Source organism: Paludibacillus litoralis (genome assembly GCF_037646705.1).
Lineage (GTDB): Bacteria > Pseudomonadota > Alphaproteobacteria > Rhodobacterales > Rhodobacteraceae > Pikeienuella > Pikeienuella litoralis.
In genome coordinates, this window is record NZ_JBBHER010000014.1 from 1 (window position 1) to 17,034 (window position 17,034).

At 60.8% G+C, this 17,034-nt stretch carries 17 protein-coding genes and 2 pseudogenes; 7 read left to right on the forward strand and 12 right to left on the reverse strand.

Annotated features, from left to right (window positions below):
* Positions 1-544: 544 nt before the first annotated feature.
* Positions 545-1,486: an IS1595 family transposase gene (locus WG921_RS17725; protein ID WP_340110597.1), complete on the forward strand. Its 942-nt coding sequence runs from the start codon at positions 545-547 to the stop codon at positions 1,484-1,486.
* A 95-nt stretch (positions 1,487-1,581) separates the two neighbouring features.
* Here the strand turns inward: WG921_RS17725 and WG921_RS17730 are convergent, their stop codons facing one another.
* The gene (locus tag WG921_RS17730; RefSeq protein WP_340110598.1) at positions 1,582-2,352 is read right to left on the reverse strand and encodes a DUF3800 domain-containing protein; all 771 of its coding nucleotides are present in this window, start codon (positions 2,350-2,352) and stop codon (positions 1,582-1,584) included.
* Positions 2,353-2,378: 26 nt separating this feature from the next.
* Here WG921_RS17730 and WG921_RS17735 point away from each other — a divergent pair, with 26 nt between their 5' ends.
* Entirely contained in the window at positions 2,379-2,519 is a 141-nt protein-coding gene (locus tag WG921_RS17735; protein WP_340110599.1) for a hypothetical protein, read from the forward strand.
* 78 nt (positions 2,520-2,597) lie between these two features.
* Here the strand turns inward: WG921_RS17735 and WG921_RS17740 are convergent, their stop codons facing one another.
* Positions 2,598-2,915 (reverse strand): hypothetical protein, encoded by a 318-nt coding sequence (locus WG921_RS17740; RefSeq protein WP_340110600.1) that lies wholly within the window; start codon positions 2,913-2,915, stop codon positions 2,598-2,600.
* A gap of 225 nt (positions 2,916-3,140) precedes the next feature.
* Here WG921_RS17740 and WG921_RS17745 point away from each other — a divergent pair, with 225 nt between their 5' ends.
* The gene (locus WG921_RS17745) at positions 3,141-3,344 is read left to right on the forward strand and encodes a helix-turn-helix transcriptional regulator (RefSeq protein WP_340110601.1); all 204 of its coding nucleotides are present in this window, start codon (positions 3,141-3,143) and stop codon (positions 3,342-3,344) included.
* Between the two features lie 222 nt (positions 3,345-3,566).
* On the opposite strand, the gene WG921_RS17750 is transcribed toward WG921_RS17745, so the two are convergent.
* The 7 genes from WG921_RS17750 to WG921_RS17780 all read right to left on the reverse strand — a co-directional run bounded on the left by WG921_RS17750 (position 3,567) and on the right by WG921_RS17780 (position 12,367).
* Positions 3,567-5,264, reverse strand: coding sequence for a hypothetical protein (locus WG921_RS17750; RefSeq protein WP_340110602.1), 1,698 nt, complete (start codon positions 5,262-5,264; stop codon positions 3,567-3,569).
* Position 5,265: 1 nt separating this feature from the next.
* Positions 5,266-7,113 (reverse strand): site-specific integrase, encoded by a 1,848-nt coding sequence (locus tag WG921_RS17755; protein WP_340110603.1) that lies wholly within the window; start codon positions 7,111-7,113, stop codon positions 5,266-5,268.
* A gap of 218 nt (positions 7,114-7,331) precedes the next feature.
* The gene (locus WG921_RS17760; protein ID WP_340110604.1) at positions 7,332-7,778 is read right to left on the reverse strand and encodes a helix-turn-helix transcriptional regulator; all 447 of its coding nucleotides are present in this window, start codon (positions 7,776-7,778) and stop codon (positions 7,332-7,334) included.
* Positions 7,779-8,009: 231 nt separating this feature from the next.
* A complete protein-coding gene (locus WG921_RS17765) occupies positions 8,010-8,900 on the reverse strand; it encodes a hypothetical protein (RefSeq protein ID WP_340110605.1) in 891 nt (296 codons plus the stop codon).
* 890 nt (positions 8,901-9,790) lie between these two features.
* Positions 9,791-10,240, reverse strand: coding sequence for a hypothetical protein (locus tag WG921_RS17770; protein ID WP_340110606.1), 450 nt, complete (start codon positions 10,238-10,240; stop codon positions 9,791-9,793).
* On the reverse strand, positions 10,237-10,776 hold the full coding sequence (locus WG921_RS17775) for a hypothetical protein (RefSeq protein ID WP_340110607.1): 540 nt from the start codon (positions 10,774-10,776) through the stop codon (positions 10,237-10,239). The genes WG921_RS17770 and WG921_RS17775 overlap by 4 nt, the downstream gene beginning before the upstream one ends.
* A gap of 1,210 nt (positions 10,777-11,986) precedes the next feature.
* Positions 11,987-12,367: a hypothetical protein gene (locus WG921_RS17780; protein ID WP_340110608.1), complete on the reverse strand. Its 381-nt coding sequence runs from the start codon at positions 12,365-12,367 to the stop codon at positions 11,987-11,989.
* Between the two features lie 286 nt (positions 12,368-12,653).
* Between WG921_RS17780 and WG921_RS17905 the strand changes: the two are divergent.
* Positions 12,654-12,878 (forward strand): annotated as a pseudogene (locus tag WG921_RS17905) (transposase family protein); the annotation flags it as partial.
* A 203-nt stretch (positions 12,879-13,081) separates the two neighbouring features.
* On the opposite strand, the pseudogene WG921_RS17785 reads toward WG921_RS17905, so the two are convergent.
* Positions 13,082-13,240 (reverse strand): annotated as a pseudogene (locus WG921_RS17785) (IS66 family transposase); the annotation flags it as partial.
* A 184-nt stretch (positions 13,241-13,424) separates the two neighbouring features.
* On the opposite strand from WG921_RS17785, the gene WG921_RS17790 reads away from it, so the two are divergent.
* The 3 genes from WG921_RS17790 to WG921_RS17800 are packed head-to-tail and all read left to right on the forward strand — an operon-like array spanning position 13,425 to position 14,930.
* The gene (locus WG921_RS17790) at positions 13,425-13,769 is read left to right on the forward strand and encodes a hypothetical protein (RefSeq protein ID WP_340110609.1); all 345 of its coding nucleotides are present in this window, start codon (positions 13,425-13,427) and stop codon (positions 13,767-13,769) included.
* Positions 13,770-13,782: 13 nt separating this feature from the next.
* Positions 13,783-14,136: a helix-turn-helix domain-containing protein gene (locus WG921_RS17795; RefSeq protein ID WP_340110610.1), complete on the forward strand. Its 354-nt coding sequence runs from the start codon at positions 13,783-13,785 to the stop codon at positions 14,134-14,136.
* The gene (locus WG921_RS17800) at positions 14,109-14,930 is read left to right on the forward strand and encodes an IS3 family transposase (RefSeq protein WP_340110613.1); all 822 of its coding nucleotides are present in this window, start codon (positions 14,109-14,111) and stop codon (positions 14,928-14,930) included. Before WG921_RS17795 ends, WG921_RS17800 begins: the two co-directional genes overlap by 28 nt.
* 148 nt (positions 14,931-15,078) lie before the next feature.
* On the opposite strand, the gene radC is transcribed toward WG921_RS17800, so the two are convergent.
* Complete coding sequence (gene radC, locus WG921_RS17805) at positions 15,079-15,888, reverse strand: RadC family protein (protein ID WP_340110611.1); 810 nt, start codon at positions 15,886-15,888, stop codon at positions 15,079-15,081.
* A gap of 93 nt (positions 15,889-15,981) precedes the next feature.
* Entirely contained in the window at positions 15,982-16,887 is a 906-nt protein-coding gene (locus tag WG921_RS17810) for an IS5 family transposase (RefSeq protein WP_340110612.1), read from the reverse strand.
* Positions 16,888-17,034 lie beyond the last annotated feature (147 nt).

Consider the following 17,034-nt stretch of genomic DNA (forward strand, 5'->3'; position numbering starts at 1 on the left):
ATCGCCCCAAAGCAATTATCGGAAATGCCGTTAAGGGCATCTGACAATAACTTTTCTAAAGCAGACGTGGGCGCAAGCGCAGCGGATGGCAGCTCCGCCCGCGAGCCTCCTTCGCGGACCATTTTCACAGCTGCTTTTTCTCGTGGATAATAGGGAAAATTTTTGGTTTGAGAGTTAGCAGCAAAGCACGAGCCTTTCGGCGCGACATGGCTGGGGGCCGTCACTGTTCACATGCGCTCGAACCAGCAACGCCGGCGGATAGCAATGATCTGTATCACCGCCGCTCGTCTAAATCAGGTGGAGCCGCCCCGACGGTTCGAATGTGATGCCAAGCATAAATTGAACATTTGGTCTCACAAAAACCCCTATTTTTAAGGCGATAAGCTTGCGGTCGGCGGCCGACTTGCACTTTTTGCGGCCAAAATATGCACGTTGAATCTTATGCTGATCGGCGATCGTTGGCGGGCAAAGAAAAAGGCGATTATATACCTTGCAAACACGACTGTAATTCATATATAAGGCTCAAGGAGATAGGAGCCTAGCCATGTCGAACCTGAGCGCAAAATATCTGCACGACGAAGAAGCCGCCCATGAGTTTCTTGAGGGCGTTCTTTGGGGGGCGCAGGTGTCATGCCTTCACTGCGGCGGCGTGGATAAGATCACGAAGGTAAAGGCGAACCCTGAAAAGCGCATCCGCGTTGGCCTCTGGCGCTGTGGCGACTGCAAGAAGCAGTTCACGGTCAAGGTTGGAACGGTGTTCGAGGCGTCCAAGGTCAAGCTTCATATCTGGCTTCAGGCTGTGGTCCTCATGACGCAGAGCAAGAAGGGCATCAGCGCCCACCAGCTTCACCGGACTCTCGGCGTAACATACAAGACGGCGTGGTTCATGGGGCACCGCATCCGCGAGGCGATGCGATCCGGCGACCTCTCCCCGTTCGGCGCTGGCGGCGGCGTGGTGGAGGCTGACGAGACTTTCATCGGCAATGACCGCACCATCAAGCCGAAGCATACGAAGAAGGGGCGGGGCTACGCGCACAAGCACAAGGTTCTGAGCCTTGTTGACCGCGCTACGGGTCGCGCCCGATCCATGGTCGTTGATGATCTCAAGGTGAAAACGCTTGCGCCGATCCTGCGCGAGAACATCGCTGCGGAGGCACAGCTAATGACGGACGAGACTTCGCACTACAAGGCGATGGCGTCTGACTTCGCCGGTCATGATTTCGTGTCTCACGGCAAGGGGGAATATGGCCGTGGTGAAATTCACACGAACACGATTGAGGGCTATTTCTCCATCTTCAAGCGCGGCATGAAGGGCGTCTACCAGCATTGCGGCAAGAAGCACCTGCACCGCTATGTGGCTGAGTATGAGTTCCGGTATAACAACCGGATCGCGCTTGGGGTCGATGATCGCGACCGCGCGAAGGTCGCGTTGATGGGTGCGAAAGGGAAACGTCTGACCTATCAACAGCCTCACGAAAACGCTTGACGATAGGCGCCTGAAAGAGTAGGATTCTTTTAATCCAGCCTAATGCTGGAGGTAGAGGGCTTCCCTCGGCGGCTCCCTTCGGGGGGCCGCGATCATTATGGTCGCCATACTCTCCCAAAACGGTGCGGATCGTTGTTTTTGTCGCGGTGATATTTGTCACTCTCAAGTATATCGGCGATCTCGGCAGAAAATCCAATTGGACCGCGCCCCTCAGCATAAATACGCTGACAATGTGAAAAGCTTGTTGAAGCTAAAAGATCAGCCATTTGTAGCCCGCATATATCGTCGCTTTCTGGTTTTATTTTAATTTCATTAGACGAAAGGTGACGGTTTAGGTCTGAAGCTGAAATGAAACCGGTCCCTTTATCTAGTGTTTCACGATATCTTTCCTTAAGCTTGATATCTCGCTTCCCCCGCCGTTCAGCCAAAACGTCGCCAGTTGACTTTATGGATTGCAGGAAAAAGAAATACCTCTCTACGGCAGTTTGAACAAGCAGATGATAAATATCGTCTGTCCAACGTGGATATTTGTGATAATATGCTATTTTGTTTATGCTGCATGTTATAACTTTATACTCCGCTTTAGTGTATAAAGATCGAGAGTTTTCTTTCCATGCTTGCTCCCTTTCAGGGTCCTTCAGGCACGAGAAGGGGCCCTCTTTGCGAACAATGTTATGTCTGTGTAGGATAGGCGGACGATTCCGGGTGGTAAGGCCAAAATGACGCTCTCTCATCGCAATGAATCGAGGCTCGAACTCCCCTACGTAGTAGTCCTTCGCGAATATTACACCGGTGATGCTGGCAAAGCGCCTGCGGGGATCGTTGGTCGCTTCGTTGTCGACGTTCCGAGTGTCGTCTATGAACATGCGGTATTCTGACATGGGAGAAGAAAATGAGTAGCCAGAGGGAAAGTCAAGCAGAGCGCTTCGAGGAAGCCGCGCGTGAGCTAGGCGTGGACCTGGACGAAGAGAAGCTGAAAGAGGCGCTGCGCAAGATCGCGCCAGATAAACCTGAGAAGGAGAAGAGCGAATGATACGCGCTCTGCTTTTGTGTCGTGTCGCCGTATGGGTCGGAAACTTGGGAGTCAGGCTTCGTGCCGCACAGGTGCGCGCTATTTGGCCTTATGATGCTGAAGCCACGTCCACGCGCGACTGAACCCGACCCCGTTGGCTTTATCCCCAATCTCTACAACGAGAGATGCGTCGCCGTCGCGGAACCCGGTGCTATTCTCGATGGCGGCGCGAACTTCGTTAGCCTCGCGGCTGGATATTAGAAAAAACCCAAACAGGATTCCGTCTGAAGAACGGAAGAATGCCTCCCGCTCCCCTTTCGAGATGCGATCTATGGCATCGATGATAACGGGAACATCTTCTCGAAGCCGCTCCACAGCCGACCCGGCTTTGAGTTGAACAGTTGCCAAGTATCTCATACCCCCTCCCGGCGATTATGGGGGAAGCATTACCCGAACGGGTTGTGTTTGCAAGATATGCAATCGCCAAATTATGGGGGGTCAAAAGTGCATTTAACCCCCCAAAAAGTGCAATTGATGCTTGGCGTCATATCGAAGCGAGCCTATGAATATTTCTTCTCGAAGCGTTTCCGCCCACTTGGCGACGAACCGATCTCCTCTTCGTAACCGAACAAGGAGATCACAATGCACAGCGCCATCCCCACCGACAGGCTCATTGATATGTCGACCGTCACCAAAATGCTCCAGCGTTCGCGCGCCACCATTTACCGCGACATCGGGCGGAGCGAGTTTCCCGGCCCACTGAAACTGGGCAGGTCGTCCCGATGGAGGCTGTCCGAGGTGATGGCCTACATTGAAGCCCGGTCCGAATCCCGTTTCGGGGATTAGGACCGCCTCCACGCCGTCCACTTTGGCAGCGCCGCATTGATACGCAGATCTCATGTTTTGCCGCGAGACGCTACCGGCCCCATGCGGAACTTCGGCTGGGGCCCGATCAACGGCTGCTTGGCGCCAACTTCATCATCGACGCGCACGACCGGAAGATCATCGCCTGCCCTTGGCACGCAATGCGTGCTTGCGGGGTCTTGCCGTTAGGCCTGCGTCCGAACGCTAAAGCACGAACACCTCATCGAGCAGCGCGTCGACCATGTCCTGACCCTTGCGGCGCTGTGCCGCCGCCACGGCTTCTCCGTGATAATGGTTGGTGGTTCGCGGATCACGCTGAGCTCCGAGCGCCAAGGCCGTCTCCACGCCCTCGGGACCGAGCTGACCCAGTTCGGTGTGCACGCGGCTGCGTGAGATATGCGCGCCGGTCCCGAAATGCGTCCGCCAGACCGTTGAGGGGTAGCCGCGCGAAAGCATCCGACCATTTACGTGCTGAAAAAGTGGAGACTCCTCTTGCATGCTCCGCCGTCGCATCTCGTCGAGCCAGGCTGGGTTGAGCCCCCTCAGCACGAGCGCGTCGAGGAACGGGCGCAGCACCGAGTGCAGCGCCCCCCGCAGCGGTTCTTCCTCCTTGGCGGTTTCGATATCGACACGGTAGCGGTCGCCCTCGAAGCGGACGTCCCGGCCCCAGCGAAGCCGCCCGTCCCGCAGGCGCAGCGGCAGCAGAGTCCAAAGCGCCACCACGGCGGCCTCGTTGAGCAGGCGCAGCGCGGTTTGGCGCCGTGTCGCTCGCCTGCTCTCGTCAAGCAGGCGCGCCGCCGTTTCCCAGGTGGCCTTGAGGCCGGGCAGATTATCCAGCTTGGCGAACTTCAGCGGCACGACGGTCCCGAGCTGCCGGCGGAGCACGTTTTCATGGGCTCGCAGATCCGCGACCACCGCTGCGTCGAGTCCGAGCGCCGCACCGAACTGCCGCAAGCGCATCACGGCGGTATGGCGGGTCGCGGGCCGATTGCCCTGGTCGCGATACCTCGGCGCTTCGCGTTGCGCCGCATGGGCCGCGCGCGACGCCTCGAGCCGGCGCACGCCGTCGACAGTGATCTCGACCGGAGCGTCCGCGATCATCTGCACCTTCGCATATTCACGGAGCACGTCCTCCATGCTGTCGACGACGGAAGCCGACGGCGCAGCCACGTGTATCGGCAGAGCGCCGAGACGCATGTCTCGCAGCAGGTTTCGCCAGGTTTCAGGCAGTTCGGCGACACCGACCCGCCGCGCGGCGGCGGCGCGCGCCTTGCCTTCGTCCCTGGCGGGGCGCGCGGAAGTCTTCGCCGCAATCGCCGCGGCCAGCACCACATGCACGGCCGGATCGCCCGGCAGCAAACGGTCGAGCGCGCATTTGAGGCTCCGCAGCCGCCGGCTCGAGCCGATATCGGCGCTGAAGGCGAGATAGTCCGCTTGCTCCGGCGCCGTGATGCCGCGGGCCGCGGCAAAAGACAGAAACCGGGCGAGCACGCGGAGATCCTCGAGAGGAACATCTCTGAACGCGGGCAGGTCGCGGTAAGGCGCCATCAGAGGATCGTCGCGCAGCACGTCACGGCTGCGGCGGTCACAGCTCCGACCGCGCGGGCGCTTGGCCCTGATTGCTTCCCGGACGGTCTCCCGCACCGGTGCGCCGCCGGGAAGGAGCCGATCGAACGCCGTGCGCAGATCGTCGAGCCGCCGGGTCGAGCGGTGGGCGTCGACGAAGGCCAGGAAATCGGCCACCACGGGCGCGGCGACGCCCCGGGCCTCCGCGAACACGAAGAATCGGTCGAGCGTGCGGAGCTCGCGCAGGCCGACCTGCGCCATCGTCGGCTCTTCCCGGTACGCGGCGAAATGGGGCGCCGCGAGGATCTGCTCACGGTCTCTGGTGTCATATCCCATATCAGTCCTCCATCAGCGCCACGAGCAGGTCCTGGCCCCGCTCGACGAGCTTCATCGAATTCAGCCAGCCGTAGAACTGGCGCAGGGCGCCGGGCGTATCGTCGATCCGCTTGGCGATCACCTCGACCTCGTTGGGATATCTGTCGAGCAACAGCGATGTCTGTCCGTGCCGCATCTGATGCGGCGTCATCGGCAGGTGAACGACCGTCCGCATCAGTCCGGCGAACCCGGCGCCGAAGAAATCGGAATTGAGATGCGCGCCCGGGGTCTTCACCGCCGGGAAGAGATACGGGCCCGTCGCCGCCTGCGGAAACAGCGGCCGTATGACCCGCAGATACCAGCGGATCGTGTCATGGTAGCCGAACCTGTTCGAGTGGATCGGAAATTCGATCGTCGCGCCGTTCTTGGTCAGCTCCGCCGGGATGTGGAGCTTGATTGGCGCCTCACCCTTCGCGGAGATGCGGATCTGCGCGTCCTCGCCGTCGCAGGTCAGGCGCATCGCATTCTCGACACGGATCGGCGCGCCGCCAATTTCGATGGCGGCGAAGCAGGCGGCGGTCCCGAGCATGCGCACGCGGGCGATCTCGTGTTTCGTGAGCTTTCGGTCTTCGAGCGAAGCCAGCGACAGGATCGCCTCCGCCGCGTCGCGCAGCGTCTGAAAAGACGTCAGGAACCGCCGACGCTGCGAGGGTTGCTCCACCAGCCTTTCGCAGAACTTGCGGTTCTTCGGCGTCATGGACTTGTCGGCCTTTTTGCCTGCGCGGGCGATCGCGTTGTTCGAAAGCACGAGTCCGAGCAATTGCGTGTCGATGCCGAGATGCGCGCGCACCTGGTTCAGCGCCTTGAGATACTTGCGCGACGTGCGTGGCGCGAGGCGGCCGTCCTTCTTCGACAGCGTGCGGCGCGCGAACATCTCGCCAGCGATTGCGCAGAGGACCTCGTCGTCCGCAAAAACGGCGGCGAGATCGGCCTGATCGGCTCGAATCCGGCCGATCTCGACGCCAATCCGCAATGCGGTGCGGAAGGCCGACCGCATGACATGGGCATGTCCTGCGTGATTGTCCGCGAACTTCTGGTCCACCGGGTCCCAGTTGGCCTTCGTGACCGCTTCGATCCAAGCGATGAATTGCGTCTCCCAGTCGGGATTCATCGGCGCCAGCAGAGGGACGCGGCGTTCAGAGGTGAATCCGATGGGTTGAGGCGGCAGAAGAGGCAGAAGTGGCGAAAACTCTCTTAACTCGTCGAGCCGCCGGAGCGCGCGGCAATTCGCTTCTCGCTTGTTTGCGCGGAAGTCTGCGTCGATCCGCTGCGCCTTGGCGAGCGTCAGGTCACGCGGCCGCCAGCCGTAAGCTCGGGCGACGAGCGCGAAGGTCTTGAGCGCCACGAGCTTCATCGGGTGCCACTTGGCGCCTTTTCCGACCCGTCCTTCGGTGAGCGGCTTGACGGCGGAAAAGAGCTCGCTCCATTCGTCCTGCTGCGCCCTCAGCGCAGCCTGCGCCGCGTGCACGCCCAGGAACTCTCGCAGGGGCGCCTGGAGGCGGCGTCGAAAGAGGCGGTAGGCCTCGTCGGTCGGCCAGTGCGTCGGGTCGAACCCGTCGAGCGGAAACCGCTCCTCGACGAGCGCCAGTTCAGCCGTGATGCCGGCAAGGGGACGGTTGACAATCCGTCCCGCCACATCGATCGCGCCGAGATACCGCGACCTGACCGATCGGGTCAGATCGGTGCGGCCCGCGACATGGGTGCGGAGCTCCTCCACAGTCGGCGCGCGTTGCCGTGAGACGATGGTCGTCGAGCTGGCGGTGGCGAGGGCCAGAGAGGAGGTTCGAGGCCGGCTGGTCAAATCAAGCATGGGGGGTTCCTTCCTGTTGTGCTTGCGTCGAGATTGAGAAGGGGTCGGTGTCGCTTGCGCGCGCTTCCGGTCGCCTAAGCGCGCGCGGGACACACACGCCGCCGAGGTTGCCGCCAGTGAAACCTGCCGGGTGTCTGTATCCCCGTCGCTTGCGATAGGGTCCCGTCGTTTCGGAGAAATCACCGTGTCCGGCGCCGTCGGATATGCGCGGAGCAGGATCATTTCGGCGGCCGGATCGAGCCGAACACCGGCGCCGCCCTGGCGTAGACCGGGAGCCTCTGGCCCCTGTGCCATGCGATGATCTCCGCCTTCCGCCACCGCTTGGCTCTGGCGTTCTCGCGGCCGCCCGAGAGGTCGATCGATTTCGGGAATGGCTGCGCGCCCTCGGCCAACCGGCCCTTCTCCCAGCGATAGATGACCGATGATGACACGCCGATCAGGGCTGCGGCGCCCGCCGCGGTGAGCAGCGGTTCAGTGAGCTCCGCCTGACGCGCCGGATCCTGATCTTCGGCGAGCCCCAATGACGCGAGCACAACCGACCAGCGTGTCGTGCCGCCATTGAGGCGGATTCCGAGTCCCCGCAGGACGCATGTCAGCGCCCGGTGGGTGTTCTTCGTGTTGAAGAAGGCGGCGAGGTCGCCGCGTGTGAGAGGGTCTTTCAGCATCGCCCCGAGGAATTAGGCCCCGTGGCGGCGCTCTCAAAAGCGATCGGCCCGCATGTCTGGCGAACTGGGCGCGGCGTGAGCAGTGATCGGATCGGGAGACATGTGTCGACGACTGATCAGGCGAGATCCGGTCCAATGGAGCGCGGTCGCCAAGAGCAGGGTCCCGCCGGAACGGCTCACATCATTCTTCTCCCAGGCCGCAATCAGGAGAGATCGAAGCAAACGGCTCATTCAAGGCTCCGGGCGCCGGAGACCACTCAGACGCCATTTTGCGCTCCTCAGCTCTCTCACGAGTTCGGGGAAGTCGCCGCGGTTCACATCCATACGCCCCGATCCATCGACCAGAACGCACTTCTCCGTCGCGGGATGAAGCTTGGCGAGGACCGCCATCGACCAAAGGCTCCCCGGACCGCGCAGCCGAACCTCGATGGTGTCAATTCCGCGGAGCATGCCGCGGCGATGGAGGAGCACACACGCCGTCAGCCCGTAATGCCTGCAGGACAGCATGAGCGCCTTGATGACGCCGGCGCCGACGTCGGACCAGCGGATGGTCTCTTTATCGATCCATATCGCCGCATCCGGAACCGTGAACGTGAATGTGGGCTTGCGCATCCTCCGCACGATCGAGGTCAGGCAGAAGATCTGGTAATCGGTTGGGCGCTTCAGCCGACATAACGCGCTCGCATCCAGAAGACCGTAGACCGCATTGTCCAGAATGGCGGACAGCAGGTCGTCATGAAAGCGCCAGACCAGCCATTCATTGCCATGATCAAAGCCGATCGCCTGGAAAAACCCGAGATGACGGATCGCTTCGACGCCGGCGACAAGGTCGCGGTTCCCATTTGCGCCGCATAGGCCAAGCGATTTGCGAAGCACGACGCATCGCGCTCTGTATCCCTCTTCGGGTTGACGCGCGCGAGGCGACCAGTCCGGAAGGTCCCGGCATGTCCTGTGTAGCAGGCCATGAAGAACGCGATGGACGTTCACCGGCAGCGGCAACTGACACAGATGTTCGACGAAGAGCTTCGACATGCGATACATGTCGTCGGCTTCGATGCCGGTCTCGACCGCATCTTTCGGACTTGTCGTCGCGATGTCCGGATTCTCAAAAGTGTCTGACATCATGTACCTCCTCTATGGTCAGGGAGGATTTCGGATCGATGTCTCCAAAACGGAAATCGGAGCATGCGCCAATCTCGGCTGAACCTCAGCGCCGGATCGCTCCGCGCGATTGATTGCGGCTCAGCACCGTCATCGTCGGACCCGCACAGATATACGCCGATCCCGCACAGTGAGGCTTCGGTCCGCAAAACGTCGCCCCCGCGCCATGCAACCGGTTGATCCAGGAGGGTTTCCGCATGCGAGAATACTTCTGAACACTGGAAAACACAGAACACCCCGAAAAGACGTACCCAAAGCCCCTGGATGATCTGCGACCGGGCTGTCTGGACAGGATTTCCTTATCAGGGGGACGAGAGATTGCAGGAACAGAGCGGATGTCGCGGCCATGAGATCGGACATCATCGGACGGTCGACCGGATGGGAGCGGGGCCCGTCCGCGGTATCGCTCCAGTTCTGTCTGTCGTTCTCAGCAACACGTTCCCGTCGATGCGCCGCCTTCCGGCGCCCCGTCCGCACTGTTGCGCTCCGGCCGAAGCCGGAGCGCTGGCGACTCTTGCTGGCTTTCCTGCCGCTTCGCTGAGAGGCTGCGGCGTCGGCGGATCTCGTGCTCGGTGGTGATGAGATCCGCGATCTAATGAGAGCGCGCCGCGCCGGGCCCACCTGGCCGCCAGCGGCCGTCACGTCTGCGTCGCTCCCCTGCCTTCACCCATCGGAGCGGCGGCTGAAAGTCCGCGCTTCTCTCCGTAGCAGAATCAGGGCTTGTAGAAACTGGCGCGCCGACGGGAGCAGCAGAAGGATGAATGTCGGCGCGCCGGCCGCCGGATGATCCGGGCCGGCGGCGGGGCTTGTGAGCCCTCAAGGACGGCGCGCGCAGGACGCGCGCCGTCGAGTCACTCCATTTGAAGCAGATCGAGACTCTGCCGGATCGCCTCGGAGAACTCGTGGACCTCTCGGGCAGCCTTTTTGAGATGCTCCATCGGCGGCAAAGCAGCCCGGAGCGCGTCAGCGGCCGGCGTGTAGGACGTGCGCATATGAAACGCTTCGGAGCAGCCGATCAGCAACTCGCGCGGGATGGGGACCTTCTCGACGATCTTTCCGGCCGCGATGGCGTCCCGGACCTCCTTGATCGTGGCGTCGAGATGGACGAGCAGATCGGGATGGACGGCATCCTTTTCTTGCACGTGTTCGAGGAGGTCTCGAACGATGTCTCGCGCCCTCTCGTCGAGATGCGGCATCACCTGCACTGCAAGGCGCTCATCCATCGAGTGGCGCAACTTGATGAGGTAGCGCGTGAGGTCCACCTGCTTATCGAACAGGTTCCTGGGCGGGTGAATGGTCATGCGCGCACCTCCTTGCGACCGAGGAATGTGCGACGTGTCCGCCGCTGGTCCGTCCCGGTTGGCGAACTGCGCCGCCGCACTTGCCGTCGCTCCTTGGCGATATCGCGCATCGCGTGGATGCGGCCGCGCACAGCGTTCATCGCCTCGAACGCGTTGCCATCGAGGCGCCCCAGCACTGCCGAGCCAGTCGCCGCGCAAGCCGCGAATCCGCTATGGGTCAGCGGCACGAGCGCCCGGCGCGCGCCCACGAAGCGGGTCGGCTCATTCAGGCCGGCCGCGATGTAGTCGGCGCGGCGAAGGACATGCACCTCGTAGCCGGTGTTGGAACGCCGACGCGACGTGGTGCCGTAGGCGATCAGGGCGAAGCGCTGACCACCCTTCTCCTCGATGTCGAGGATGAGGCAGGGTCGCGCCTTGGGGCGCCCTTGCGCATCTTTCTCGGCGAGCGGAAACTGGAACGACACGATGTCGCCGTAGCTGACGTGATCGCGCCAGGCCTCGGTCATGGTGGGTATGCGGGGTGCACTGTCGAGCATCTCGACCTCCTTGCGATTGGTATCGCCGCACCTCCCGATCAATCCCCAGGGGTCTGGGTCCTCGTCTTCGTGCGCGACGCCCGGCGCGTGCACGAAGACGATGGATCCCGGCCCGCCAGCCTCAAGCTGATTTCTGTCTCACGCTCAGTATGCTCCTCCGATAAATCTTCTTCCCAAGTGCAGCGCCGTGGGGTGGGACATGTCCGCGCTCTCGAAGAGGCTCCATCCGCGCTTGCTTGCTCGCCCGACCCGAGCACACCGCCGGAGCGACGAAGTTTTCCCATCAACTTTTTTTATCTGGATCAAATGAACCAATCTTCCGATCGGCGACCCTCGCCCGCGACTTTGCCAAACCCCCTTTCGCAAACTCTTTGCGAAACGATCGGAAGGAACACTCGATGACTGCGGGATTCGCAAATTCCCGAACGCGCGTTTCGGTAGATCCCGAACAGGGATTCCGGTAATTTCCGGACAGCTCCGGGAGCCTTTGGCAAGGTTGGTCATCGCTTACGCCGTCGCGGCATTCTGAACCTCATATCCGCGGTTCGCGCGAGTGTTGGCGCTCGTCCCATATGCGAGAAGGGCGAAGCTGCTCCCGCGCAGGCGGGCGATAGCGAGCACGAGGCAAGGCCGTTTTTTCGGCGGCTGGTCTGAGCCCTCGACGGGGAAGCGGAAGCTGATGATGTCGCCCCATGAGAGCGTCTCCCGCCAGTCGGCGGGATTGGCGGCGGCGTCGGATGTGATTGGAGTTGCGTCAAGCATTGGCGCGGCCTTTCGCGTTGAGTGGATCAAAGCGACGCGCGCGAATCGGTGGGCCCCGGGGCGTTCCGTGTAGCAGTAAGGTGTGAACCCTGCCCCGGCGGCCTCTTTCTCCTCTTTCTCTCAGAGGCGAGCCGTTCCTCTCCCTCTGCTCCCCATGTTCCTCGGATCTCTCGGTAGAAACATGCGCCACGACCACGGACGCCCGGCGGCGACATCGGCAGACCGGGCGGCGGAACCCCGCGCCCGCTTGACTCGATTATTAGGAATTCCGCGTTTCCGTGGCGTTCGGCAGGAACGCCGCTCCTGTCCGTTTCAAGAAAACCTGATCAGAGCAATTTTCTCGCCGCCGCCCCGATCTCGTCGGTCGACGCGACGGGCCCCGACAAATACTATACCAAGTGGGATATCGCGCGCCGAGCCGAGGCGGGACCGCGATTGTGGGAACTACTTACGCACTCCAGCCGCAGATCAAGTTGGGCTTATCCTCGACCGCAGCAAGGAGGCGCTTCAGAAGCAACCGGTAATATGGCAGCGCAGCCTCCCAGTCCTCTGGTTCCTCATCGCAGAAGCCCTCGGGAAGACCCTGCTGTATCCCCTCGGTTTCGCAGAATTCCTCCTTCAACACGGGACACGCCATCCCGGCGCATCGCATCTGGCCCTCGACGTCGGCCAGGACGGCCGCGACCATATCAGGTGTAACATAGAAGTCGGAATAGGGCTCGAGGGTTACGAGAGGCTTTTCAAGAAATAGATCCAAGAAGTCATGATGTTTACGCAGTGTGAGGACCGTTTCTTCGTTATAAGTATAGAATCCGATATCGAGACCCATTTTCTTTTTCCTTTGCATGGATGGTTTGAAGGAGGCCGTTCCGCAGACGTGAGCACCTGTTTTTTTAGTTTCGAGTGTGACACTGCTGGTGTCCCAAACAAGAACTAGGATCCTTTCCGGCGATAAAAAACCGTGGGAGGCGATTCCGGCAAACGGGAGGCCGCTCAGACGCCATTTTGTTGATCGGCGTGGAATAAATGTTAATGAACATTCAAAACTGGCTCCGACTCACTCTTGATGCATTTCTGGCGCCAGATGTTGCGACTCTGATTGGAAGAGCAACAGCATGTCGAGAAGAGCAGTGCCGGGGCGGATAGCGCCCCCTGGCTTGGTGGTTCAGAGGCTTGACCAAGGTTCGGAGCTGCTCACGGTGATCGCGCGACCGCGTTCGACGTCGGCCGTCTGTCCGACCTGCGGCGCGCTCTCCCGCTCGGTGCACAGCCGCTATGAACGCGTCCTCGCAGATTTGCCAGCCCATGGTCGCGGCGTGACCCTGCGGGTTCAGGCGCGACGATTCCGATGCGTTTGGCCCGATTGTGTCCGGAAGATCTTCGCGGAACGGCTCGATCCGTCGCTCGCGAGTCCCTTCGGGCGGCGAACGGAGCGGTTGGAGGGCGTCGTCCACCATATTGGCGTCGTGCTTGGCGGCCGGCCGGGAGAACGAACGGCCGGACGGCGTAATTGCCCACCCCCTGCAGTTTCCGGTCGCGGCCATCAGACGCTGACGGTTTTGAGGATGGTCTGGAAAGTGTTGACGCCGGGGCGCAGCCTTGCCGTATCGACGACGGTGCGAATGTCGGCTTCGCCCTCGGCCGCCCACATCGCACGATAGCCGTTGGTCACTTTGCGCTGGATGACGGCGGGCCTGAGCGCCGAGTGAGCCGGCGGCTGTCGAAACGGCGCCGAACTCTGGCGACGCCTGACGGCGTTCGGTTTCGGCGGGTCGCTTCGCGTCGTCACGGAATGGGCGACCCGCCGCCGCCAGAGTTCGGCCGCGACGATGGCCGCCTGCGAACCCGCGCTCATCACGTAAGCGTTCGAATATCCGCTTGATCGTATGGCGCTGCTTCTTCGGGACATCCCGGTCCGTGATCAGGATCTGATCGACAAAATCCGCATGATCATCCATCCGGTTCCGGGGGCGTTGAACCTTCAAGCGATAGCCAGGTGGCTCCGAAAACGCCAACATCTTCGAGATCGTCCCACGGTCGACGCCAAAAGCAATCGCCGCCGCACGTTCGCTCATACCGTCGCGCAAAACTGCCCGACGAACACGGTGATAAATCTCCAAACTGTACATCCTCGCCTCAAACCAAACTTCGTCGGTTTGAAACTGCTACTGGAGTGCGCCCCTGAGAGTGGACAGTTTGGCCCCGAGATATTGACCGGGCTTGGGTTCTGATAAGGAGAACCCCATGACCAAGAGACACCGACGCCACAGCACCGCCAGGAAGCGCGAAATCGTCGAGGCCTATTTCAACGGCGAGTCGATGCGCGCGCTCAGCCAGAAATACGATGTATGTCGCACCCTGATCCCGATCTGGATCGAGAAGTACGAACGCGGAGAGTTTGACGACGACGCGGTCGAAGAGGAGCTGCTGCCGGAATACCAGGCGCGGATCGCGGCGCTTGAACGGCTTGTCGGTCGCCAGGCGCTCGAGATCGAGTTTTTAAAGGGGGCTCGTCGGCGCGAACGGTCGCAGAGAAGCGCGCCTGGATCCGTGATCACCAGCCCGCCGGAATCTCGGTCAGACGAAGGTGCGAGCTGATGGATCTGCCTCGTTCCAGCTTCTATGCATCTCCCGCTCCGGCGGAGGAAGACCCGGTGATCGGCGTGATCCGCTTGATCACGGAAACCTGCCGGAACTACGGCTATCGTCGCGTTACCGCCGAGCTTCGACACCGCGGGTTCATCGTGAACTCGAAGAAAGTGCGGCGGATCATGCGCGAGAACGATCTGAACCCAAAGCGGAAACGCCGCTACGTCGCGACGACCGACAGCGATCACGGCAGCCCGATTTACCCCAATGTCGTCGGGAAACTTGAGGTCCACGGGCCCAACCAGCTCTGGGTCGGCGACATCACCTATGTCGCCATAAGCGCCGGCTTCGTCTATCTGGCGGTCATCCTGGACGCCTGGTCGCGCAAGGTCATCGGTTACGGGCTTGGTCGCAACATTGATACCCGTCTCACCTTGGCGGCGCTGAATGCGGCGATCGGGGCCCGGCGTCCGCTGCCTGGCTGCATCTTTCACACCGACAGGGGAGCCCAGTACGCCGCATCTCGGCATCGGCGCATCCTGAAGCAGCATGGCTTCGTCGGGTCCATGAGCCGAAGAGGAAATCCGTATGACAACGCCCAGGCCGAGAGCTTCATGAAAACGCTGAAAGTCGAGGCGGTCTATGTCACCGAGGACCAGACCTTCGATGATGCCGCCGCGGACTTGCCCGCCTTCATCGACAACGTTTACAACGCCACCCGGCTGCATTCGGCGCTCGGATATCTGAGCCCAAATCAGTTCGAGGAGAGAAACACCCCGGAACGGTCAAAACAGGCCGCCTGACATGTCCAACTGGAAGGGCGCACTCCAATCGTCGCTCTAAATCCTTCATACAAGAAACAAAGCGCGGCAAGTAGGCGGGCGAGTTCAAGATGCCGTGGGATTGGTGGCGGAAGCGGCATACCGCGACACTGTCGCCGTGCGCGCTCCGTCAAATCAAATCCAGCGTTCTGAACGAGACATCCGTTTCTTTACCAACGATAATATGGTCGTGGACGATGATACCCACGGCGTCGCAAGCCGCTTCGATCCGGCGAGTCATCACAATATCGTCGTATGAAGGGGTCGGGTCTCCGGAAGGATGGTTGTGAACAAGGATGATGGCGGCGGCGTTTAACTCCAGCGCACGCTTCACCACCTCTCGAGGATAGACCGGAACATGGTCGATGGTGCCTTTGGCCTGCTCCTCGTCGGCGATCAAAACATATTTATTATTCAGGAACAGCAGACGAAACTGCTCCGTTTCCCGATGCGCCATCACCGTCTTGCAGTAAATCATCAGGTCAGGCCAAGAGGCGATCACTGGACGATTCATCACTTTCGCTCGCGCCATCCCTACTGCGACGGCTTGAGCCAGCCGAAACTGCACCACGCATTTCTTCGTCACGCCTCGGACCCGCATCAGACGAGACGCAGGTGCAACCAGTACGCCATTCAGGTCCCCAAACTCGGCGAGAAGTGTTCTCGCCAGCGGAGCCACGTCAATCCGCTGAATGGCGTTGAAAAGGATCAACTCCAGCATCTCGCATTCAGGCATGCCGACGCCGGAGCAGGCCGCGAACCTATGCCGCAGCTGTTCCCTGTGTCCCCAGTTATGCGGTTTGGTGCCATCGAGCTTCTCGCGTCCATCGTGCCGGATAGTCACATCGGCCTCAGGGCCTGGCTTCCTGGCTTTTTTCGCCCCCAGATCGCTTTCCGCGCGTTCACCGAATCCCTGCGAGTCCACTCGCAGCGGATCCACGGGCACGGCCCGTTTCTTCCAATCACACACTCTGACAGCCCCCATTCTGGTAGTTTATATTAAATTGATCGCATTTCTAATATTAACAGCAGGTTAAGATGTTTGATTCTGGGTTTTGAGAGCGCAATCTTTTCCACCGAATGGAAAGAGGCTGGGATGGCCCCCTTGAGATATGCGCTTCTCATTCTTCGCCGAGCGATAAGCTGTGTCGGCCCAGACCGATGAGGCTGTGTTCGACATATCCAGCAGGCCGCCCAGTTCGCGGCCATCATATCGCGCGGCGTCCGTCACGGCCCATTTGCGGATGAACCGGAAACGGCGATCAGCGCCGATATGGCTTTTGTAGCCATAGGCGGGCGTGGCGATCTCTATCATCAGTGATCCGTCCTGGCGCTTCTTGCGGCGGCCGCGTTTGAGGGTCCAGCGTCCGTCACGGTCTTTCTGGCGCAGTTTCGCTGGCTTTGCCGCCCATTCCGCAGGGATGCGGCCCTCTTTCAGATCGTCTTTCTCGGCGTCGGTGTTGCGCTGGCGCGGGGCCTCGATGATCGAAGCGTCGATCATCTGGCCTCCCATCGCGAGGTAGCCGCGCTCCTTCACATGGGCGTCGAACCGGGCGAAAAGCGCCTCCACCGCCTTGGCCTTGGTCAGATGCTCGCGGAACAGCCAGATCGTCCGCGCGTCCGGAACCCCGCCGTGCAATTCCAGACCGAGAAAGCGCATGAAACTCAACCGGCCCCTGATCTGAAACTCGGTCTGCTCGTCGGCCAGTCCGTAGAGGCTTTGCAAAACCAGAACCTTGAACATCAGAACTGGGTCCATCGGCGGGCGACCGCCCTTCGAGCGATCAGATCGGCGCAAGACGGCGTCCAGATCAGCGCGGAACATCTCAAAATCCACGACAGTGGAGAGCTGTTCAAGCGGATCGCCGGTTTTTGACAAAACCGCGTACCGCTCATCAAGATCAAACAAACCTGGAGAAGGAGCCATGCCGAACCTCAAATTCAAACTCCCGCAGGTGAATCAATTCGTAAGCGGTGCTTCGATCACACGGCCGGTGAAGCTTGATAGTTCCAGGGCAGAAGCGCTTGGATATTGCTTTGCCGGTGGCCGTTGACGAGCGCCTCAAGGGTTTGGGCGAGATAGGCG